The sequence below is a fragment of the Phycisphaera sp. genome (assembly GCA_025916675.1).
GTDB lineage: Bacteria > Planctomycetota > Phycisphaerae > Phycisphaerales > UBA1924 > JAHCJI01.
In genome coordinates, this window is record CP098402.1 from 3,067,901 (window position 1) to 3,090,086 (window position 22,186).

Genomic DNA, 22,186 nt, shown 5'->3' on the forward strand with positions numbered 1-22,186 from the left:
AGCCTACCTGTTTCAGAATCGTGCTATTTTGCCATCGCGCGTGCGGGCCATGTACCATTCCCGGCCTATCGGGCGAAGAAGAAGCGCCCGGTTGCTGGAGTGAACCCATGCCCATGGTCAAATTTCGCCGTCCGTGGCGGTCATCGGTCGGCTGTCGCGTGGCGGTGGCCACCCTTGGCTGCCTCACCCTGGCTCTTGGGGGTTCGGGCCAGGTCCAAGACGGCCAGCCCACCCAAGACCAGCCCAGGGGTGAACCCCCCGCCCAAGACGCCCAAGATCGCGGCTCGGGCCGGCCGCTGTTCATCGACGACGCCCACGAACCAACGATCATGATCTCATGGATCCAGCGTGACGGCACACGCGTCGAGCTGGCCCGCACCCTGCCCTGGGGCACCAGCAACGACCGGGTCGACCTGGGATTGAACGTACTGGCCTTCGCCGCCGTCGGTGGCACGCGGATCGAGCTCGGACGCGGCCATCCGCTCGGCGCCGTCGTACGCGTGGGCTTCTATCGAGAGGATGTCGAGAAGCCGTTCTTTGCCGACATCAAGCCCGGCTCGTCGGTCGAGGTCCGCCTCCAGGGCGTGCGCTTCCTGGAAGACGCACGGCCCACACGGAGCACGGCGCTCAACCACCTGCAGTACCACCTCGACGACCTTCGTGAGTGCGGGCTCGACGCGAGCGCGGTCGACCAATACAACACCGCCCGCGCGGACGAGAACCTCGGCGGTGCCATCACCAAAAACAACGGCCGCCCAGGCGTCATCCGCGTCGTCCAGGGCGAACTCCCCGCCGACGCGCCGCGCTATTACCGCCAGGGCAGCGACCCCGAGGGCGACGAACCGCCGCAGCCGGCCGAGCGCTTCGCGACCGTTCGCTTCAGCCTCAACCAGGAAACCGGAGCGATCGGCCTGCGCGCCGAACTGCCGTATGAGCTGTTCCGCCACGTGAGCGACCCCTGGCTGCGCACTGAGCCCGGCACCTTCTTCGAGCCAACACACTTCCATATCGAGTTCGAGAGCCTCCCGCTGCGGGCGTACCCCGGCGGGATAGCCGAGCCCGACGAGGACGAGCCCGAAGACCAGCCCGAAGTGGTGGGCCCGTGACGCACGCGGCGTCGACGCCGATCTTCGACGGACATCTCGACCTTGCGTACTTCGCCGAGATCGGCCGCGACATGCACGCCGAACTCGACCAGTGCCGCGGCACGCTGCTGCCCGCGGCGGTCACGCTGCCGTCGCTGAAGAGCGGCAACGTGCGCGGCTGCCTGGGCACGATCTTTACCGAGATGAGCGAGCAAGACTCGCCGACGGGCTTACAGCTCGGCGGGTTCGGCCACACCTATCCGCCGGGCGACGCCGAGGCGGCGCATCGCGCCGGGCTGCGACAACTCAAGCTCTACCACGCCTGGCGCGACGCCGGCGTCATCGACCTCTTGCCGAATGTTGGCAGCGCGCCGCTCGCGCTCGGCATCCTGATGGAGGGCGCCGACCCCATCACCAACGCGAACGAGGTCTCGTGGTGGGCCGAGCAGGGCGTGATCGCCATCGGCCTGGCGTGGGCGCTGGGCTCGCGCTACGCGGGCGGCAACGCGCAGAAGTCGGGCCTGACCGCTGAGGGCAAGGACGTCGTGCGCGCCATCGACGCCGCGGGCCTCTTCCACGACCTCTCGCACCTGAGCGACAATGCGATGGACGAATTGCTGTCGATGTCCGACGGCAGAGTGGTCGCCAGCCACAGCAACTCCCGGGCCTTACTGGGCGGGAAGAACCAACGCCACCTACGCGACGAGACCATCGCCGAGATCGCGCGCCGCGATGGCGTCATCGGCGTGAACCTCTACGCGCCGTTCCTCGATCCCAACTTCGACAAGACCAGGAAGCGCCCGCCGCTACGCACCACGCTCGACCACACGCTGCACATCGCCGAGATCGCCGGTAAGGACACCGTGTGCCTGGGCACCGACATGGACGGCGGCTTCGCGGCCACCGACCTGCCCGAGGGCGTCAACGAGCCGAGCGACCTGCACAAACTGCTGGACATGCTGCGCGGTGAGGGGTGGAGCGAAGCCGAGGTTGCGGGGTTCGCGGGGGGGAACTGGGCGCGGGTGCTGGGGATGGACTGGGAATAAGAACGAGCCCCTCGCGCGAGCGAGGGGAATGCATGTACGAGTGACAATTCCCCTCGCTCGCGCGAGGGGGCTCGTAAACTCTGATTACTCGTGCGCGTTCACACGCCGTGACCAGCGCGCCGCGAGCGTCTGGTCGTCCGCATCATCGCCACACAACGCGCACCAGATCGCCGCGTCGGGCAGCATCGCCGTTCCATCACCGGTCGGCGGTGGCGGCGCGGCGGGCATGCTCGCCAGCGGCTGGAGCATGCGCTGGCGGTAGCGATCGGGGAACTTCTCGTTCGCACCGCTCGCCTCGGCTTGCGCGAAGGTCGTGCGCAGCAGCTCGTTGATGCGGTCGATGCGGGCCTCGGGGTAGGGGTGCGTCGCGAGCCAGGCCGGCGGACGCTGGCCGCCCGAGCTGAGCTGGGCGAGCTTCTGCATCACGCCGCGCTGGCCACTCGGCTTGTAGCCGGCCAGCGACATGTACCGCATGCCAAGCTCGTCGGACTGGTACTCGGCATCGCGCCCGTAGCTGAGCAGCACGAGTTGCCCGCCAACTTGCGCGACGGGCAAGCCATACGTACCGTACTGCCGCAGCACACTGTCCTCATCGGCAGCGCCAATCACGAGCGCGCTCGCGGCAAGCCCGCCCTGGAGCGCAACCGACTTGCTCATCTGCTGGTTGCCGTGCCGCGCGGTAACGTGGCCGATCTCGTGGCCGAGAACACCCGCGAGTTGGGCCTCGTTGTCGAGCTGCGACGCCAGCCCGCGCGTGATGAACACCTGCCCGCCGGGCAGCGCGAAGGCGTTGACGACGTCTGAGTTGAGGATCGTGAACTCCCACGGCAGATCGTCGGGCACGCCCTCCTCGACGTGGGGGATCATCGATGAGCCCACCTCCGTGACGTAGGCCCGCACGCTCTCGTTGGGCAGATCGCCGCCGAACTCGTCGGTAAACGACGACGCCGCCTCGAGCCCGAGCGCGGTCTCCTGGTCCCAGGTGTAGATGCTGAAGAACCTGTCCCCGGTCGTGGGGTCGGTGGCGCAGCCGGTGAAAACTGCGGCGGTCACCAGTGCCATGGTGGCCAGTACCTTCTTCGTGCCGGACATTCCCAAACCCTCCCTTGATCGAGGCGAAGCCAAGACGTGGTGTGCTCTATCCTTCTGACAGCGTATGAGCCAGAGTTCCCCCCCCGAGCCGCCCCTGAAGGAAGTTTCACCGCCCGCGTGGGACGGCCGGTCGCTCGCGGATCCGCACCACCAGTCCGATAAAGCCGATCGAGTCCGCCAGATGTTCACCTCGATCGCCGGCTCGTACGACCTCAACAACCGCGTCCACTCCTTCATGCTCGACCAACGCTGGCGCAAGGCGGCCGTGAAGAAGGCAGCTGTGAACACCGGCGATGTGGTGGTCGACGTGGCCTGCGGCACCGGAGACTTGGCCGAGGCGTTCGCGGCAACGCCCGCAGCGGCGGTGATCGGCGTGGATTTCACCCACGCCATGCTCGAGCGGGCTCGATATAGACAAAATGACTTAAATAACCATCAATCTAGCAAACTCTTCTATATCGAGGGCGACGCCATGGCCCTCCCGCTGGCCAACGCCTGCTGCGACGTGGTGTCCATCGCCTTCGGGTTGCGCAACGTCCAGCGGCCCGAGGCGGCCATCGGCGAGTTCGCACGCGTGCTGCGACCCGGCGGGCGGCTGGTGATCCTGGAATTCGACCGCCCCCGCCTGGCACCCGTCCGCTGGGGGCACGACTTCTATACCAAGGTTGTCATGCCCCGCACAGCCACCTGGATCAGCGGCGATCGATCCGGGGCGTACCAGTACCTGCCACGATCGGTCGAGACCTTCCTGACACGCGATCGCGTGGTGGGCCTCATGGGGGCCGCCGGGCTTGAAGAAGTTGGTGCGAAGTCGCTCAGTGGCGGTATCTGCGCGTGTTATTTCGGACGTAAGCGGTAATCGGGCGTCCGGCCGCGCAGGGATTGCCGCGCACGTTCTGCCATTTCAAAGATTTTTCACCACCATGGTTTTGCGCACACCCGTCGGGCGATGTATCCCCCGCCTGCGGGCGGCGATGGTCGCCGGCCTGGGGGCAAAGGCATTGGACCTCCGCGAGTGCGGCGGGCCGGAATCAGGGGAAGCACGATGTGCACGGACGCGCTCCGGGAACGGTTCTTCGACGTCTTGGTGACTGGTGATCGGGTCGAGGCTCGGCAGGTGGTGCTGCGGGCCCTGGAGGCCGGCGATACGGCCGTCGACCTGATCACCGAGATGTACTGGCCTACGTATGAAAGGATCGAGAAGCTCTTCCGCAACGATCAGCTCACCAAGCTGAGCCACCACTACGCCACACGCCTGCTCCGCGTGCTGGCCGATCAGACTGCCGGGCTGATCGTCCCGACCACCAACAACGGGCGCACTATCGTGGTCGTGTGTGGCCCGAGGGACTCCGATGATCTCGCCGGCCAACTCGCCGTCGACATGCTCTCCAGCCAGGGCTTCACGGTCCACTTTGGCGGCGGGGGCATCCCCAACGACGAGCTGCTGGCCGAGATCAAGGCCCGGCGGCCTTCTGCCCTCGTGCTGTTCGCCTCGGGTGCCAACGACCTGCCGCACATCCGCGACCTGATCGACACCATCCACGAGGATTACCCCGAACGGGACATGCAGGTGGCCGTGGGCGGCGGCGTGTTTAACCGGGCGAACGGGCTGGCCGAGGAGATCGGTGCCGACCTGTGGGGCGAGGACCCGCTGGACGTGGTCCAATCGCTGATCGAAGACGCCCACATCCGGACCGAGGCCCGGCCTCGCCGCCGGCGTCGCAAGAGCGCGGCTTGAGTCCATCCGCGAAGTTACCTACTTTTCGGACCTTGTGGCCAGCCTTGGCCGATACCAAATCCGTGACCAATCGATGCGAGCCCGCCCCGGGTGCAACCCCGGGTCGGGCTTGTGGTATAGTGAGATGAAGCCATGGACCGCCAGAGCGAACAAGACCTGATCCACGCCGCCCTCGCCGGCGACCGCACTGCCGCGGCCGGGCTGATCAAGGCTCACCAGGCGTCGCTGTACGCCTTCATGCTCCGCCGCTGCGGCCGGCCCGAGATGGCCGAGGACGTGGTGCAAGAGGCATTCGTCCGGGCGTTGACCAACCTGCACCGTTTTGATACCCGCTTCCGCTTCTCAACATGGCTGTTCACGATCGCCAAGCGGCTGCACTGCAACATGGTGCAGAAGCATTCGCCAACGTACGACAGCGATCTGGTCTCGTTTTCTGCGGGCGACGTGAGCGGCCCGCAGCACGATATCGATCTCGGCGAGGAACGTTCGCAATCGCGCAGCGACCTTGACGAGGCGCTCAGCCGCCTTCCCGAGGTGCAGCGCGACGTGGTCGTGCTGTTCCATCAATGCGACTGGCCGATCGCCCGTATCGCCGAGCACTATCTCATGCCCGCGGGCACTGTCAAGAGCCACCTGCATCGTGGCCGCCGAAAACTTCGCGTCGCGCTCGAGGCCATTCGTGCCGAACACGCGGCGTTGCGTTCTGCCCATTCTCATTCTCAGTCAGAGCAACGGGTCGATCGTGGGGTAGCCGATGAAACGTGAGACGACACCGGGTGGGAACACCACCCCCAATGCGCGCGACTTGCTCGACGCGTACTTCGATGGCGATCTCGATCGCGCCGGAAAGGGGCAGTTGCACGAAGCGCTGCGCCACGACCCGGTGCTGGCCGAGGAGTTCAGCCGCACGAGCGAAGCGGTCTCGTTGCTGCGCCAGAGCGGCTCGGACGCGGGGCTTGGCACCGACCTGACCGATCGGGTGCTGACCCAGTGCGAGGGCACGCGTGGGTACCTCAACAAGCGCGGCCGCCGGTTCGTGATGGCCGGGCGGTCTGCCGTGGCGCTGGCGGCGCTCGCGCTCACCGCCGGCGTGGTGTTGTTCGTGCGGCTCACACCGCCCGAGCTGCGCCTGCCCGAGAGCCAGCGGCCGCTGAGCGCGCTCATCGAGGGCGGCAACGCCGACGCGGCCTCCATGCGCATCGTCCCGCTCAACGTCCATCAGGAGCTCTCGGACTCGGTCGACCAGAGCAAGGCCGAGCGGACCATCGTGTTCGACCTCCGGCCCGATCCGGCGGGCAGCTTCTCGCCCTTGCGCCAGCAGCAAGCCGCACCGCGTGACACGCGCGCCATGGCACGGCTGCCGATGTTCGCCCGGCAATCGGGCCTCGAAGAGCAGCGCGCGTCGGCGATGCTCATGGGCCCGCTGCCCATGGATGCACAACGCTCGGCCAGTGTGGTGCGCACGCCCCATTCGAGCGATCGGGGCTGGTGGGGCCGCCCCGGCCCCCATGCCGAGGTGTTGCATCATCCCAACGGCGGGCGCGCGCTGTGGCTGATCCTTCGCATGGACGACCCAGCAAACGAAGATCGCGACCGGGAATGAACGCCGTGGGCCGCGCGTGGCTGGCAGTTGTCATGCTGGCAATGGCGCTGTGCGGCCCGCGGGTTGCACGCGGTGATGATGCGCTGGGCACCGAGCTGCTCGAGCGGCTGCCGCGTGACATCGTCGGCGCGTTCTCGGTCGATAACGCAACGAAACTGCGTGCGAGCAAGATCGGCGACGCGGTCTCGCTCTGGATGGAAGAGCACGACGCGCTCACGAACTCAAGGCGAGCCTGGAGCCTGTTCGCCAAGCGGCTGGGCGTGAGCGAGGTCGAGGCGTTCGACGGCTTGCTCGGCGGGCACGCGGTGCTGGCATTCGGGAAACGCGACGCGCGATCATCCTTGGATTGGATGGTATTGACCGTAGTGGAACCGGCCATGGACGTGCGCATGCTCCGCCGAACGCAAGCGGTGCCGCGCAGGATCGTGCACGGCCGCGCGGTCTTCCAGCTCGAAGAAGAGTCGTTCTTCGTTGCAACATTGCCGCCGCTTGCCGACGATCGCGGTGTGCTCGCACTGGCGCCCGCGGGTGCCGAGTGGCTCTTGACCCAAACCCTCGCGGTCTCGGTGGGGAAGGCCAAGCCGGTTTCGGCCGACGCGCTCAAGCCCGCGCCCATCGGTGCCGTGGTGCGCGGCTTCTGGCAACCGCAGGGTGCCGAAGGCTTGTTCGGGGACATCGAGCGAAGCCTGTGGGACGAGCGCGAGCCCATGCACACGCTGGCTCTCTGGGCCGCCGCTCGTGAGAGCAAGATCGAGATCGGCTTGAGCCCTACCGCCGGTGGGGTGAAACCCGGCCCGAAGCCGCCAGAGATGGCCGATGGCGTGATGCTTGACGTGACCGGCCCGGGCATTGCCATCGTGGCCGGGGTGCTGGAGCGCGCGGGGCTCATCGGTCTGGTGCCCGACGGGCTCACCGTGTCACGCGAGACGGGCGAGTTGGTTGTCCGGCGAGGGCCCGAGGGCGTTGATCTTGGGGCGCGGCTGCCCTTGTCCTCTTCCGGGGCGAGCGCGGCGTTCCCCGTTGGGCAACCCTCGGCCGACCTGGGCCAGGTCCGCATCCGCGAATTGGCCGAGACCGAGGCCTCCCGGGCTATCTTCGGGCCCGACGCCCTGATGGCTTGGACGGTGCTGAAACCGGCGGGCGGGCCGGCGGAGTTGGTCGTCGCGTTGACGGCCGGCCCGACCGAGGCAACCCCCCCGCCACCACCGGACAAGCAGCCCCGGGCCCAAGCGGTGGAGATCGTAATCGAGGCGCTCGACCGCCCGAGCCCAAGGACCATCGGCCTGCACGGATCGGCCTGGCCCCACGAACTCTGGACCCTTCTGCAATCGACGGTCGAACTGCCCGATCCCCGGCTGGCCCGGACCGAGATGGCCGGGTTCGCGTCGCTCTCCGCGCTGATCGAGCGGGCGAGGTGGGCGATCGAGAAGGGCCACGACGGGGTGCGTGGACGGATCGTGCTGGACTTGCGTGACCCGATGGGGCAATGAGAAGCGAATCGCGGGGCAGGCGACTACCCTTGCTATCGCACTTTGGGAACAGCACCGGCGACGCGCCGGCGATGCGGAATCCCGCCGGGACTGCACTTTATTATGGCCGACGCAGGCATTCGGAACGTGGCGATCATCGCCCACGTCGATCATGGCAAGACCTCGCTCGTGGACGGGCTGCTCCGCCAATCGGGCAACTTCCGCGCCGGCGAGCTTGAGAAGCTCGCCGGCGGGCAGGGCGAGCTCATCATGGACAGCAACCCGCTCGAACGCGAGCGGGGCATCACCATCCTCTCCAAGACCTGCGCGGTGCGCTACGCGCGGCCGGACGGCGAGAGCTTTGCCATCAACATCATCGACACGCCGGGCCACGCCGACTTCGGCGGCGAGGTCGAGCGCGTGCTGCGGATGGCCGACGGCGCGCTGCTGCTGGTCGACGCGTTCGAGGGCCCGATGCCGCAGACGCGCTTCGTTCTGGGCAAGGCGCTCGAGGCCGGGCTCAAGCCGCTGGTGGTCATCAACAAGTGCGACCGGCCCGACGCGCGCCCGCAGGGCGTCATCAACGAGGTGTTCGACCTGCTCGTCGAGCTGGGTGCCGAAGAGCACGCGATGGACTTCCCCGTCGTGTACGCCTCGGCCCGTGACGGCTGGGCATCGCTTGAGCAGGGCGAGACCGGGACGGACCTGCGGCCCTTGTTCGAGTCGATCCTTGAGCACGTGCCCGTGCCCAAAGACGACGCGACCAAGCCGCTGCAGGCACTCATCACCACCCTGGCGTATAGCGACTACGTCGGGCGCATCGGCATCGGCCGCGTGTTCGCGGGCGAGCTGAAATCGGGCCAGCAGGTGGCGCTCATGAAGCGTGACGGATCGCAGACGAACGTGCGCGTGAGCGGCTTGCAGCGCTTCGAGGGGCTGGGCCGGCTCGACGCCAAGAGCGTGCTGGCGGGCGATCTGTTCGCAGCGATCGGCATCGAGGGCGTGGATATCGGCGACACGCTGGCCGACCCGGAGAACCCCGTCGCGCTGCCGCCGGTGACCATCGATGAGCCAACGGTGTCGATCCAGATGCGCATCAACGACTCGCCCTTTGGCGGGCAGGATGGCAAGTTCGTCACCAGCCGGCAGATCCGGGAGCGCCTGGACAAGGAACTCCAGAGCAACGTGGCCCTGCGCGTCGAGGCGGGCGTGACCAGCGACGAGTTCATCGTGGCGGGGCGTGGGCTCTTGCACCTGGGCATCCTCTTCGAGACGATGCGGCGCGAGGGCTACGAGATGAGCATCGGCCGGCCTCGCGTGATCATCAAAGAGATCGACGGCGAGAAACACGAGCCGCTGGAAGTGCTCGTGGTCGACGCGCCCGTGGCCAGCATGGGCAAGGTGATGGAACTCGTCGGCGCGCGCAAGGGCGAACTCAAGAAGATGGAAGACCGCGGCGGCCACACCAGCCACATGGTCTTCGAGATCACCAGCCGGGCGCTCATTGGTTTACGCGGCCGCTTGCTGACGGCGACCCAGGGCGAGGCCATCATGAGCCACCGCTTCGAGCGCTACGTGCCCATGGCCGGCGATAGCTCCGGCCGCCAGCAGGGCGTGCTCATCGCCACCGAGGCCGGCCAGGTGACCGCCCACGCCGTCGAGCAACTGCACGACCGCGGCATCTTGTTCGTGAAGCCGGGCGACAAGGTCTACGGCGGCCAGGTCGTGGGCGAGCACAACCGCGACAACGACATCCCGGTGAACATCATCCGCCTGAAGGCGCTCACCAACATCCGCATGGCCAACAAGGAGGCCACCGTCACGCTCAAGGCCCCGCGCACGCTGAGCCTGGAAGACGCGCTGGAGTACATCGAGGACGACGAACTGGTCGAGCTGACCCCCACGAGCGTGCGCCTGCGCAAGCGCATCCTCGACGAGGGCATGCGCAAGCGAGCGGAGCGACAGAAGAAGGATAAGGAGAAGGTGGGGGTTTAGTTCATGGCAAAACCAAAGCGACTGAAAGCATCGGACATCATCGAGCGGTACGGCAAGCCGTGCACGCTGCTCATTCCCGATCTCGAAGCCGATGAGGGCGACCCGCACGGAAGTTGGCTGGGGCATGTGGCTGTCGCCGCGCCAGGCGAGACGTGGCCCGAGTTCGACGGGCAGCCGCTGGCTCCGATCGCCCAGCTGCGGTTGGATCAGATGCCGTTCGTGCCAGAAGAGCTGTGCGACTTTCAGGTCATTACCGTGTTCGTGCAGTTCGAAGAGGGGCACGTCGGAGAGGCGTTCTGCAAAGAACAACCCGGTTCGTGGGTCCTTCGAAGCTATGCCTCGGCTGCCGACCTTGTGGAAATTGAACGGCCCGAGGTCGACTTCGGCTTCGGCGGTGCTCCGCTGACGTACCAACTGCTGGAACGCGACACGCCCGACTGGGAAGACGTCTCGGACGAGATCGAATTGGATCAATGGCCGAAGAAGGGCTTGGATCGCGAGTACAGAGCGCGTGTTGGCGGCTGGCCAAACATAGTCCAGTCCGAGATTTACTGGGCCCCGCACAACAAGCACCCGGCCAACCCGAAGTACGCGTTCCAGATCGACAGCGATCCGGATCTGAATCTCTGGATCGGCGATGCCGGCTCGATGTACTTCGGGCGTGGCACGGGCGAGCACCGCGATCAGTGGGCGATGGAGTGGCAGTGCCACTAGCCCTTTCCCCGGCCCAGAACCCCTGCTAACATCTCGACCCGCCGTGGCCCGGGCATCAAGCCGGGAGGTTTTCCCTCTCGCCCCAATCGCCGTGCGGTATTTGATAGGATTCGAGCCATGACCACCTACGCGATCATCGAAGAATCGGGCGGCCAGCGCAAAGTCAGCCAGGACGAGGAGATCCTCATCGACCTCTATAAGGGCGGTGAGGCCAGCAAGGGCGACTCGATCACCTTCGACAAGGTCCTGGTCATCGGCGACGCGGGCGGCTCGGCGAAGGTCGGCACCCCGCTGGTCGGCGGCGCGAGCGTGACGGCCGAGATCGTCGAGCCGGTGGTCAAGGGCGAGAAGCTCGACATCCACAAGATCCGCCCCAAGAAGAACTCGCGCACCAAGACCGGCCACCGCCAGCGCTACACGCTGGTGAAGGTCACCGGCCTGAACGGCTGAGCCGGCCCCCACCATTCCGAGCAACACAAAGACACCCGCCTCCCGAGAAGGAAGGCGGGTGTTTTGCTTCCCGGGGTAGGGAAGGAGAACGGGTCCGCGTGCCGGCCTACGGGCAGCCGGCTTCGATCTGGTTAATCGCTTCGAGAACGTCCATGTAGTCGAGCGTGCCGAAAGGGGCGGCCAGGTCTGTGGCTAGGTCGCCGGCCTCGAAGCGGTTGAGGTACTCGAGCAGGTCGAAGAAGGACAATCCGTCGACGCCGTCCATATCGACCACCGAGCATGGGCCGACGTGCAGCACACGATCGCCGATCTGATCGATCGTGCCCTCGATGACCGTCGGGGCCGAGCCGTCGGGCCACTGGATGGTGACGGTGAGCATGTCGCTCGGCTCGGCGTCGGCGCTCAAGCCGAAGTGGGCCTCGGCGGGCTCCTGGCCGGCCATGCTAATGCCGGCGGTGAGCAGGCGGACCATGTCGAGGTCGGTCGCGGCGCCGGCGAGCTCGACGCGGACGACAGCACCGATGGCGTGAAAGTTGGGACCGGTCATGCGCGGGCGGACGGTGATCCAGTGCGGCAGCGGGTCATCGATATCTGGAACGTTCCTGAGGATCTTGACCGAGGAGCCCTCGCAGCCGGTGGGGCCGGCCGAGATGGTCACGGTGTGCAGGAGGTCGATGCACCCGTTGCGGCCCAGGTCGGCACCGATGATCGACGAGCCCCGCTCGACGAGGGTGAGCGCATCGCTGACCTGCTCGGTGAAGCTCACGTTGTCGGGGTCGCCGTCGTGGAGCATCATGCGCGGGCGATCGACGCACGAGTTGAAGCCGTTAGTGATGAGCAGGTCGGGCCAGCCGTCGCGGTCCATGTCCTGGAAGGTCGTGCCCCAGCCCCAGCCAAACTTGCCGCCCATCTCGCTGACGCCCGCGGCGGCGGCGGCCTCGATGAAGGTCGGTTCGTCGGTCTGCGACAGGAAGAAGTTGTTGTGCAGGGCCGAGCCGGGCGTGTCGGTGATGGTCACGAAGATGTCGAAGAGGCCGTCGGCGTTGGTGTCGCCCAGGGCCACGCCCATGTCGGTCTCGGGCATGGGGTCGGTCGCGCCCGCGGAGTCGGTCACGTCGAGCATCGGGTGCATGAGCATGACGCCCGGGCGATCGGGATCCTCGTAGCTGCCCTGGTTGAGCCAGAGGTGGTTCTTGTCCATGTCGCAGGCGCCATAGATATCCAGCAGCCCGTCACCGTTGAAGTCGTTCATGACGATCTGCCAGAAGCTGCCGAAATTGTCGGTCCCTGGCTCTGCCACGCCCGGGGCGAGCACGTCGATGGAGACGTCCTCGAAGCGCCGGCCGCCGGTGTTGGGGTCGGGCTGGTTCAGCAGCAGGCGGCCGCCGATCTCGTCGGGGTCGTTCTCGCCGGCGGCGGACCAGACCCCGATCATCAGATCGATATAGCCGTCACCGTTGAGGTCGCCCGCGGCCACACCGCCCTGATGGCGGAGCAGAGTCGTCGCGGGTGAGCCGGGGTCGAGGCCGCGGTGGTCGCTGACAAGATCGAGGTCACTCAACCCCGTCGCGTCGCTGGCATCCTCAAAGGTGCCGTCGGGCAGCTGATGAAAGAGCCGGGGCGTCGCCCAGCCGTAGTTGATCTCGTCGATGGGCGTGAAGAACGAATCGCCCAGCACCAGGAGGTCGAGGCGGCGGTCGCCGTCATAATCAAGCCACAGCGCGACGCGCGAGCGCGGCTTGTCGACCCCGTCACCGCCCGAGACGCCCATTTCTTCGGCCATCTCGGCGAAAGTCCCGTCGCCGTTGTTCACGTACAGCAGGTCGGGCACGCCTTCGGCGCTGGGCACGAAGAAATCGACGTACCCATCGTTGTTGTAATCCACCGCGGCAATGCCGGCGATCATGCCTGGGGCCGACGTGTAGTCGGCCGAATCGATGCCCACAAGGTCGCTCACGTCTTCGAGTGCGAACGTCTGGGCGCTCGCCAGGCTACACGCCAGGCCGATGGCCGAGGCCATTGCGGCGATGGCACAACTGTTGCAACGCCCGAGCGCAAGGCCCGGACCGCTCTTTGCGGTACTCTTCATTTTCGAATCCCCCGTCTCCAGGGAGCACACCCACGACGGTGCACCCCGCAAACCCCCTCTGACTCGGGCCCGTTTGGACCCGTACCCAAGACGGCACCATCCCGGAACCAGCCACGCTGGCAGCCGGAACACGAGAAGCGCCGACCAACGAAACACCAATATCCCAGAAATGGAGCGCGTTGTCAAGCCTTTTTTCGTAGCATTGCGAACAAACACCAATCTCGTGCCCAGCCTGGGAGCCGCCGATGACTGAGACGCCCGCCTCGCGCCCGGGGCCCGCCAATTCCAGATTCACCGATCACGAACTGGGCGAGGTGATCGCCGCGATCACCGACGGCTGGACGTGCCCGCAGTGCCGCTACGACCTCCGTGGGCAAGCAATCCATCTGGAGCCCAAGTACAAATTCCTGGTGTGCCGTTGCCCAGAGTGCGGGCGGGTGTGGCCGGCGCAAGTCCAGGAACTGAAGCCCAGCGTGCGCCGGCGGATGGTTTACGCCTCGGCATTCGTGTGGTGGGGCTTCGTGTTCGGGGGGCTGATGGGCAGCGGCATGTTCATGTTTGGCATGTCGGCCTCGGCGGCGTCCTGGGCCCGCTGGAACGGCGACTTCCTCGACTGGGCAGCGCTCAGCGACATGCTGTGGTTCCCGCCGGTCATGCTCATCTTCGCGTTGACGGCGGCCATCGGCATGCCCCACCTGACCACGCGGCGGCTCATGCTGCTCTCGCTCATTCCCGTGATCATCGGGGGCCTCAGCACGATTGCCTTCCACTCGAGCGGCTTTGACGCACCCTCGGAGGGCGAGGTCATCGCCTCGATCCTCCACTTCTTCGTCGGCTGGCTCACGCTTGCGCTCGCCACGGCCATCGCCCGCCCCACCGCCCGCGGCATCGCGACGATGTTCATGAATCAGAACCTCCGCATCGCCGTATCGGCACTGTGGACCGCGGACGGCCGGACGCCACCGTGGATGAAGAACTAATCTCCAACGCGGAAGAACGTTCCACGCGAGCGGTCCTTCGCTACGCCGGGGAAGGGCAGCGCCCGGCCGTGGAACACGCACCACACGCCGGGCGAGAGCACGCCAGTGGCGAACAGGGCCTCGGTCAGGTTCTGCACGCCATCGCTGCGCGCCATGGCGAAGGGGCGCATCGCGCCGGTCAGGATCACCGGGACCGCTAGCGTGCCAAGCTCGGTGTGCAGCAGGTCACCCGTCTTGGCCAGCGTGTCGGTACCGTGCAGGATGACCACGCCGGTGGGCTTCGGATCGGCCGCGAGTGTCTCGCGGACGGCTTCCAAGATCGCTCGGCGATCGTGGTCCGTCAGCTCGAGGCTGTCCTTGCTCATCAGCTCGGTGACGCCTACCTCGGCGGCCGACAGCCGCAGGCGGCCCAGCTTACGGCGGACGATCGAGCGGTGGTTGGCCAGCTCGCCGGTGTACTCGTCGTAGCTCTTCTCGATGGTGCCGCCGGTGGTCAGCACGGCGATGCGGCGTTCAACGGGCAGCGGGGGCTTCGGGGGGGGCATGGGCGTTTATAGGCGTGCGGCCGCGCACGCCGGGGTGGCGGCCCGGGCGCATCCCTGAGAATCCACAAGGAGACCTCCCCATGAAGACCACCCTGGCGACGAAGAACCCCACCCACGATAAGCCCGTGGTCCACCCCGGCGGCATCTTCCCGCTGGTGTTCAGTGTGTAGTGAGTGGTGCCAGGATCACGAACACGATCACCGGCACGACGATCAGCAGGAAGATCGCGTTGAGCGGCACGGTGCCCGGATCGATGGCCCTGAAAGCGTGGCGGCGGCGCAGCACAAAGAAGAGGCCGATCGCATGCAGGCCGACCACACCGGTCAGGATCACCATCACTCCGTCTTCACCGAGATGGGTGTAGCCCTCGAAGTACGAGCGTCGCATCGGGATCGCCAAGAGGATTGACCACAACACCCCCGTAGCCAGGATGGAGCACGCCCAGAGGCGCTGCGAGCGTTTCGCCCAGTGTGCCGGCGGCGGCGCGGGCGGTGGCGGTGGCCGCACATCACCGCCACACTCTGGGCAGATGTAGCCCGGCAACCCCTCGAGGCTGTACGCGCAATGCCGGCAGACCGGGATGGGCTCGGGCGGGGCGGCCATGAGAAACAAGCTTCCAATTCGGCGCGCGAAGACGCGCCGCATGTCTATACGGCACGCTCGCGGTTCGGTTCTGTAGGGGAGGCCGAGCGGTCGTAGCCACAGCGCGTCTAACACCCCGCGTCGAACTCGTTCTGGAAGGCCAGGAAGTCGAGGATCGTGAGCGAGCCGTCGCCGTCCAGGTCGGCGCGAACGCTGCCGGCGTCGAAAAGGTTGAGGAACGCCAGGAAGTCGAACACGGTCAACTCGCCGTCTCCGTCGAGATCGGCTCGGCAGGGAGACTCGAGCGGGCCCATCCAGGCGGCACCGCCGGTGGCGCTGCTGTCGTAGGGGTTGGTGAAGCCCACCCACTCTCCGCCCGCGACCTGGGAGAGGTCGTACGAGAAGCCGGGCACGCCCTCATCACCGCGCGTCGAAAGCATGTACACGGTGTTGTTGCCAATGGCCATCGCCCGGCCCTGCGTGTTGTCGGCGGGGTAGGGGTCGACGACCTTGGTCATCTCTTGCGCGTCAATGTCGATAGCCCACAGTCCGGTGTCGCCGTACTCGGTGTAGCCGTAGAGCAGCCCGTCGGCACCGTTATAGTCGAGCGCGAAGAAGCGGAAGCCGGTACCGCTGTGGATGTCGTACACCAACTGGGTGGCACCCGTCGCCGGATCGATGCTGTAGATACCCTTGACGGGAGAGAAGTTCGAGTAGCCGTAGAGCGTCACGCCGTCGTAGGCCATGGCATGTATGTCGCGATCGATGGTCGCTAGCGGCATGGGCGAGCCCGAGAAGTCGTGCTCGTACAGCACGGTGGTGAATGCGCCGTTGCAGAAATAGACGCTACCATCACCCTTGCCCGCCGCCCCACTGACGTCCACGCTCACACCGGGTACCCACGAGACGCTGGGGAAGCCCGACAGGTCGGACGTATTGGTGTTGGGCGAGCCGCCCTCGAGCCCGACGAAGATCTGGGCGTTGGCCGACGCCGCAACAGCGCCGCACGCCAGCCCTACGATGGTGATTGCACGCTTCATTTAAATCCTCCTCATATCCTAGAGAACCAATCAGAGTACGAAAACACCGCCGCGAACGCGGCGGTGTTTTGAGTATGGGAATGTTGAGTAGGCGCGTTACGAGCAGCCGGCGGCAAACTCGTTCTGGAACGCCAGGAAATCGAAGATGTTCAGCGAGCCATCGCCGTCGAAGTCGGCGGCCAGGTCACCGCTGGAGAACAGGTTCTGGAACTCGAGGAAGTCGAAGATGGTCAGGCTGCCATCGCCGTCGAGGTCGACGCGGCAGTCTACCGGGCGGCTGAGTTCGCTGGCCGTCACGGTGCGCTTCACACCGTCGACGCCACGAATGCTCATGATGAGGCCCGCGCCGCCGCCACGCTCGAAGAACTCGACGGTCAGGGCGTGCGTGCCGGCTTGCAGGGCAACCTCCGTACCAACCTCAACCATCGGGTGCAGCCCATCGTTGTTGACGATCTCGTCGTCGCCCAGGTACAGCTTGCTGCCGTCGTCCGAGTTGGTGTACAGCGTGTACAGGCCCGACTCGGGGATGTCGATGAAGCCGTTGAACACCGCGCCAACGTCGTCGGCCCGGCCACTGGTGATGAAGTCCTCGCCGGTCGACGGGAAGTTGATGGCGCTCACCACATCGCTGGCGTAGGGCGAGAGCAAGTCAAAATCGGGAAGCAGCGAACCGGTGGTGTACACGTAGTAGTCCACGTCCATGCCCGGCTGAGTCAGCGTGGGGTTTTCGGGGGCGCGGAAGCTGGAGGGGTCCAGCACGTCGATGCTCACGGATGCCTCGGCGGTGAAGTCACCATTGGTGATCACGTAATCGAAGCTGTCGGCACCAAAGGTCGCGGCCGGAGCGGTGTAGATCAACTCGTCGCGACCTTCAGGCCCGGTGCCCACGCTCAAGGAGATGATTCCGCCGAGCGCGCTGCTGGCATCGAAGCTGTCGATCGAGATGTCCAGGCCGCCCAGGTCGAAGTCGTTGGCGGTCACGTCGAGCGTGGCCATCTCGCCGGCGATCACGGCGTACATGTCGTCGACGGCCAGCGGAGCACCAGGCGTGCCCGTACCCGCCGCCGCGGCGACGGCGCTGGACACGTTGACCCGGCCGTTGCTGAAGATGGGATCGAACCCGGGGGCCCCGATGTCATCACAACTGTTATATAGCAGCGTCTGGATGACGTCGGGCGTGACCGTCGGCGCCACGCTCCACATCATGCTCACCACGCCGTTGGTCACGGGCGTGGCCATGCTCGTGCCGCTCGCGAATCCGTAGCCGCCGTCGATCGTCGAGCTGAGGATGTCCACGCCGGGCGCGAACACGTCGACCCCGCGGCCATAGCTCGAGAAGCCGGCCTTCTGGTCATTGCGATCCGAAGCACCCACGACGATCGTGTCGTCCCACGAGAAGCCGCTGTGGTCCTGGTTGAAGTTGTCGGCCGCGTATAGCAGCAGGCCGCCGATGCTCTTGATGTACGTGCCCGAGTCGCCCACGGCCGGGGTCTGGACGCCCGTCCACGAGCAGCTCGATGTCTTGGCGCCGTTCTCGATGGCCCACTCGGCACCGTGCAGGATGGCGTCGAACGAGGCGCTGCCCGCGCCGCCGGCCGAAGCCTCGGGCGCGCGCACGCCGCGGATGCTCAGGTTCCAGCCCACGCCGGAAACGCCCGTGCCGTTATTGCCGATGGCCGCGCCGCAGCCGGCCACGTGCGTGCCGTGCCCGTGCTGGTCACGCACGACACCGCCCGCGCTCTCCAGCAGGCGGTCGCCCGAGTTGTACCCCTCGAGCAATGAACTCGAAAGGTCGGCGTGGCCCAGCAGCGTGCCGGTATCCACGAACGCGGCGGTGATCGCCGCAGAGCCGGTAGAAATGTCCCAGGCCTCGGGCGAGTCGATCACCGGGTGGTGCCACTGATCGCCGTAGCGCGGGTCGTCGGGCTCTTGCGTGGTGTACACGATCCAGTTGGGGTGGGCGAAGCGGTAGTCGCTGGTCGTGCCCAGCCACGCGCCCATCGCCGACTCATCCATCCCATCGGGCAGCGCCAGCGTGTAGCGATCGGGGCCGCGATCGTGGCGCACCACGAAGGGCGCGATGCGGGCCTCGGCCGCGCGGCGGCGCGCCACGGCCTGCTCGTACGTCAGGCCCTCGCGCTGCAACTGCACGATGCGCTTGGACGCAACCAGCATCTGCCCACTAAACGTGCGCGAACCGGCTGTCTCGACGAACGGACCGAAGTACTCGGCCCCCAGCCCGATGGCATCATCGGCCAGCGCCGGTGCGGTCAGACCGACCGAAAGAAGGATGGAAAGGGCTCCGAGAACCGGCCGACCCGAAACGTTGCGATGACCCATGCTGTGCTCCCCTTGTCTGTGGAATGCTGGCCTTGAAATATCTGAATAACCCACGCACCGGGCAGGGTGCGTGGGCTTCCCATGCCTGTATACGAACAAACAGACAGCCCGGACGACGCCCGAGCCACATTCTGCTACTTCCAGTAGTTCGGACGGATGGATAGCGTTAGCACAACGTCCGATATGCGGTCATAATTCGCGAAAAAACGGGGTAACCCGGGTGCCACCTCAGTGGTGGTCGCGGTACCCGCCCGAGGGGTCGCCCACCTCGAGCACGCTCAACGAGTTCACCACGCGGGCTGTGCCCAGCGGCCGGCCGGCCACCAGCAGCACCTGGTCGCCCGCCTCCACCCAATGGTGCTCGAGCAGGTAGGCCTCGACCACGTCGGTCCAATCAGCTAGGCGTCCGCTCTCGGGCGGCTGCTGCAACACGGGCCACACGCCGCGCAGCAGCGCCATGCGCCGCGAGGCGGCCGCGTCGCTCGACCACGCGATGATGGGGATGTCGAAGTCGTTCTGGCTCAGGTACCGGGCCGTCCCGCCCAGCTGGCTCCAGCACACGATGGCAGTCGCGTCGAGATCCTCGGCCAGATGCCACGCGCCGTGCGCGAGCGCGGCGGTGCGGTAGCGCGTCTGCTTGAGCTTCTGCGGCGGGCTTGCCTTGCCCTCGGCCGTAGCGAGCGCACACTCGGCCGCACGCGCGATGCGCGCCATCATGTCGACGACCAGCGCCGGGTGCTTGCCTACGGCCGTCTCGCCCGAGAGCATGACCGCGCCGGCGCGATCGAAGATGGCGTTGGCCACGTCGCTGGCCTCGGCCCGAGTCGGAATCGAGCTCTCGATCATCGTCTCGAGCATCTGTGTGGCCACGATGCAGGGCTTGCCCCAGTCGTTGGCGGCCTTGATGATGCGCTTCTGCGCGGGCGGAACTTCGGGGATGTCCATCTCGACACCCAGGTCTCCACGCGCCACCATGATGGCGTCGGCCACCTGGGCGATCTCGTCGATGCGCGCGAGCGCCTGGGGCTTCTCGATCTTGGCGACAATCGGGATTGGCTCGCGGTCAGGATTCTCAGCGATGATCAGGTCGCGAAGCTCCTCGATCTCCTTGCCGCTGCGCACGAACGACAACGCAAGATAATCCAGCTCGTTAGCCACCGCCCACTTGACCATCTCGCGGTCGCGCTCGGTCAGGGCGGGCACCTTCAGTTCGGTCTCGGGCAGGTTGATGCCCTTGCGCGTCGTCACCGTGCCGCCCATGGTCACCACGCAGCGCACGGCGTTGCCATCGGGCTCGATGCCGACGGCCAGCATCCGGATCGCCCCGTCATTGATCAGCACGCGCTGGCCCGGCTGCACCTCGTCGACCAGCCCGCCGTAGGTCAGCGGCAGCGCGGGAACACGCTCGCAGTGGTCGCCTTCGGGCTCTTCGCGGATCTCGGCGGTCTCGATGCTCCGGTCGAGCAGCACGTTCTGGCCCGGCTGCAGCTCGATGCCCCCGTTCTCGTCGATATCGGGCACCGTGCCAACGCGGATCTTCGGACCGGGCAGGTCGCCCAGCACGCCGATGCACGCGCCCTTGGCCTGCGCCGCATCGCGGATGGCCTCGAGCCGCTTCTTGTGCTCGTCGTTGGTGCCGTGGGAGAAGTTCAGCCGGAAGATGCTCGCGCCCGCATCGATCAGGCGTTCGAGCACGGCGGGGCTCTCCGAAGCGGGGCCGATGGTGGCCACGATCTTCGTCAGCGTGGGGCGCTCAGTGCGCGCGGCGTTGTCGACCGGCGTTGGGGTCAGCTTGGGCATGGGCGCTGGGTGGAGTTGGGTTGGCACGGTCGCGATCCTTCCGATTATCGGTCAGTTCGGCTGGGAGCGGGCCTCGAGCTCCACCACCTCCTTATATCGGTCGCGGAAGAACCGGGTATAGGCGATTCTGGCCTCGGCGGCGGCCTCGGGGTCCCGCCACACGTTGCGGACGGCCCTGTAGTTCTCCTCGCTGAATACAAGGACCTGGACATTCCCGTCCTCATCCACCACTTCCTGGCTGGGGAAGGCGTAAAACGCCGCTTCGGCCTGTGCGAGCACCGGTGCCCAGGCCGGGTCACTCGAAACCATGCCGCGCAGGCGCCACAACGCCGCCCACGCCTCGTGCAGCTCATCATCGCTGTCGACGCCGAACGCCCCCATCATCACCGGGATGGCCGACCGCCAGCCGCGCGACGGCACGTCGGCCGCAGCCTCGAACGGGTCGAGCGGATCGATAAAGCGATCGGCGTGCTTCTCGTACATCACCCGCCGCACCGGCGCGCGGCGCAATTCGTACTTGATCGGCCCGACCGGTGCAGGCCCGGTTTGCTCGGGATTGGCCGAGAACTGCCACAGGCTCTGCGCCTGCTCTGTCATGCAGAACTCGACGAACCGCCTAGCGAGCTCAAGGTTCGGCCCGCCGCGCAAGATCGAGATCGGGTCGGCATCGATGTACACCGCGCCCACCGGATCGACGTAACCCACGCGGCTCGATTCGGGCGGCGCGCCAGGGGCCGTGACGGCCTGCGCCTGGGTACGCCCATAGAAGTCGATAGCTAAACCCGCCATCGCCTCGCCGGCGGCGATGTCGAGTGGCGGCTTGGTCGCCGCGCTGGTGAAGTACCGCGTGTTCGCGCTCATCTCGCGCAGGATCTTCCAGCCCTCGTCCCACCCGTAGGCGTTCTGGATCGACTCGAACGTCGTGGTGATCGAGCCGCTCTGCCTGGGGTCGGCCAGCGCGACCTGGCCCATCAGCCGCGGGTCGGTCAGGTCCTTGAAGCCAGTGGGCGTTTCCATGCCCGCCTCGGCGTACAGGTCCTTGTTGAAGATGATGCCAAAGCCCGAGAGCGCCACGCCCAGCCAGTACTGGTCCTGTTCGTAGAGCAACTGATTGCCGATGGCATTCTCGCCGAACCACTCATCGAGCTTCGATTGCTCGAACCCCGCCGGCACGCTGATGGGCACCCGGACGTCCTCGCCGTCGATCTCGACGGTGAACCCCTTGGCGATCTCCGTGTGCTCGTAGCTCCCCCCGCCGAAGAGCATGTCGAAGCCCATACGGCCCGGCTCGATGACGACCTCGCCATCGATCAATTCGTACTCGTCGTTGCGGATCGCCGCCTGGTACTGGTCTACGAGCAAACGCCGGATCTCGCTGGTGCCGCCCGGCGCGCGCCAGTCGATGGTGACCGGCTCGCCATGATTGTCCTCGTGCCACGCGGAGAACGCGCGCTCGAACTCGAAGCGGATCTGCTCGGTGTGGGGCGTAATGATGACCAGCGTCGGGCCGTCGGCGCTGGCCCCGCCCGCGCCGCGCGGCCGAACCGCCCAGGGCAGGGCCAGCAAGATCACGAGCAACACACCCAATATACCGGCCGTCCACCGCATGAGGGCAGTC

General features: G+C 66.6%; 19 protein-coding genes. 11 read left to right on the forward strand and 8 right to left on the reverse strand.

Annotated features, from left to right (window positions below):
* Window positions 1-107: 107 nt before the first annotated feature.
* On the forward strand, window positions 108-1,106 hold the full coding sequence (locus NCW75_13050) for a hypothetical protein (protein UYV12212.1): 999 nt from the start codon (window positions 108-110) through the stop codon (window positions 1,104-1,106).
* Window positions 1,103-2,131, forward strand: a complete 1,029-nt coding sequence (locus NCW75_13055) for a membrane dipeptidase (GenBank protein UYV12213.1) — start codon at window positions 1,103-1,105, stop codon at window positions 2,129-2,131. The genes NCW75_13050 and NCW75_13055 overlap by 4 nt, the downstream gene beginning before the upstream one ends.
* A gap of 84 nt (window positions 2,132-2,215) precedes the next feature.
* On the opposite strand, the gene NCW75_13060 is transcribed toward NCW75_13055, so the two are convergent.
* Window positions 2,216-3,223, reverse strand: a complete 1,008-nt coding sequence (locus tag NCW75_13060) for a M48 family metallopeptidase (GenBank protein ID UYV12214.1) — start codon at window positions 3,221-3,223, stop codon at window positions 2,216-2,218.
* A 64-nt stretch (window positions 3,224-3,287) separates the two neighbouring features.
* Here NCW75_13060 and ubiE point away from each other — a divergent pair, with 64 nt between their 5' ends.
* The 8 genes from ubiE to rplU all read left to right on the forward strand — a co-directional run bounded on the left by ubiE (window position 3,288) and on the right by rplU (window position 11,192).
* Window positions 3,288-4,082 (forward strand): bifunctional demethylmenaquinone methyltransferase/2-methoxy-6-polyprenyl-1,4-benzoquinol methylase UbiE, encoded by a 795-nt coding sequence (gene ubiE, locus NCW75_13065; GenBank protein ID UYV12215.1) that lies wholly within the window; start codon window positions 3,288-3,290, stop codon window positions 4,080-4,082.
* A 186-nt stretch (window positions 4,083-4,268) separates the two neighbouring features.
* Window positions 4,269-4,961, forward strand: coding sequence for a B12-binding domain-containing protein (locus NCW75_13070; protein ID UYV12216.1), 693 nt, complete (start codon window positions 4,269-4,271; stop codon window positions 4,959-4,961).
* Between the two features lie 132 nt (window positions 4,962-5,093).
* A complete protein-coding gene (locus NCW75_13075; protein UYV12217.1) occupies window positions 5,094-5,726 on the forward strand; it encodes a sigma-70 family RNA polymerase sigma factor in 633 nt (210 codons plus the stop codon).
* Window positions 5,716-6,564, forward strand: coding sequence for a hypothetical protein (locus NCW75_13080; protein UYV12218.1), 849 nt, complete (start codon window positions 5,716-5,718; stop codon window positions 6,562-6,564). The genes NCW75_13075 and NCW75_13080 overlap by 11 nt, the downstream gene beginning before the upstream one ends.
* Window positions 6,561-8,054, forward strand: coding sequence for a hypothetical protein (locus tag NCW75_13085; protein UYV12219.1), 1,494 nt, complete (start codon window positions 6,561-6,563; stop codon window positions 8,052-8,054). Before NCW75_13080 ends, NCW75_13085 begins: the two co-directional genes overlap by 4 nt.
* A gap of 102 nt (window positions 8,055-8,156) precedes the next feature.
* Window positions 8,157-10,028: a translational GTPase TypA gene (typA, locus tag NCW75_13090; protein UYV12220.1), complete on the forward strand. Its 1,872-nt coding sequence runs from the start codon at window positions 8,157-8,159 to the stop codon at window positions 10,026-10,028.
* 3 nt (window positions 10,029-10,031) lie between these two features.
* Window positions 10,032-10,742, forward strand: coding sequence for a YwqG family protein (locus tag NCW75_13095; GenBank protein ID UYV12221.1), 711 nt, complete (start codon window positions 10,032-10,034; stop codon window positions 10,740-10,742).
* A gap of 117 nt (window positions 10,743-10,859) precedes the next feature.
* Entirely contained in the window at window positions 10,860-11,192 is a 333-nt protein-coding gene (rplU, locus tag NCW75_13100; GenBank protein UYV12222.1) for a 50S ribosomal protein L21, read from the forward strand.
* 106 nt (window positions 11,193-11,298) lie between these two features.
* Here the strand turns inward: rplU and NCW75_13105 are convergent, their stop codons facing one another.
* Window positions 11,299-13,281 (reverse strand): CRTAC1 family protein, encoded by a 1,983-nt coding sequence (locus NCW75_13105; protein UYV12223.1) that lies wholly within the window; start codon window positions 13,279-13,281, stop codon window positions 11,299-11,301.
* A 245-nt stretch (window positions 13,282-13,526) separates the two neighbouring features.
* Between NCW75_13105 and NCW75_13110 the strand changes: the two genes are divergently transcribed.
* Window positions 13,527-14,261, forward strand: a complete 735-nt coding sequence (locus tag NCW75_13110; protein UYV12224.1) for a hypothetical protein — start codon at window positions 13,527-13,529, stop codon at window positions 14,259-14,261.
* Here NCW75_13110 and NCW75_13115 read toward each other — a convergent pair.
* The 6 genes from NCW75_13115 to NCW75_13140 form a co-directional block, all read right to left on the reverse strand.
* Window positions 14,258-14,806, reverse strand: coding sequence for an asparaginase (locus tag NCW75_13115; GenBank protein UYV12225.1), 549 nt, complete (start codon window positions 14,804-14,806; stop codon window positions 14,258-14,260). The two genes, NCW75_13110 and NCW75_13115, sit on opposite strands and share 4 nt — an antisense overlap.
* A 159-nt stretch (window positions 14,807-14,965) precedes the next feature.
* On the reverse strand, window positions 14,966-15,409 hold the full coding sequence (locus NCW75_13120) for a hypothetical protein (protein UYV12226.1): 444 nt from the start codon (window positions 15,407-15,409) through the stop codon (window positions 14,966-14,968).
* Between the two features lie 107 nt (window positions 15,410-15,516).
* The gene (locus NCW75_13125) at window positions 15,517-16,428 is read right to left on the reverse strand and encodes a hypothetical protein (protein UYV12227.1); all 912 of its coding nucleotides are present in this window, start codon (window positions 16,426-16,428) and stop codon (window positions 15,517-15,519) included.
* Between the two features lie 96 nt (window positions 16,429-16,524).
* On the reverse strand, window positions 16,525-18,768 hold the full coding sequence (locus NCW75_13130) for a S8 family serine peptidase (protein ID UYV12228.1): 2,244 nt from the start codon (window positions 18,766-18,768) through the stop codon (window positions 16,525-16,527).
* A gap of 228 nt (window positions 18,769-18,996) precedes the next feature.
* Window positions 18,997-20,595: a pyruvate kinase gene (gene pyk, locus NCW75_13135; protein ID UYV12229.1), complete on the reverse strand. Its 1,599-nt coding sequence runs from the start codon at window positions 20,593-20,595 to the stop codon at window positions 18,997-18,999.
* A 24-nt stretch (window positions 20,596-20,619) separates the two neighbouring features.
* Window positions 20,620-22,176, reverse strand: a complete 1,557-nt coding sequence (locus tag NCW75_13140; protein UYV12230.1) for an extracellular solute-binding protein — start codon at window positions 22,174-22,176, stop codon at window positions 20,620-20,622.
* Window positions 22,177-22,186 lie beyond the last annotated feature (10 nt).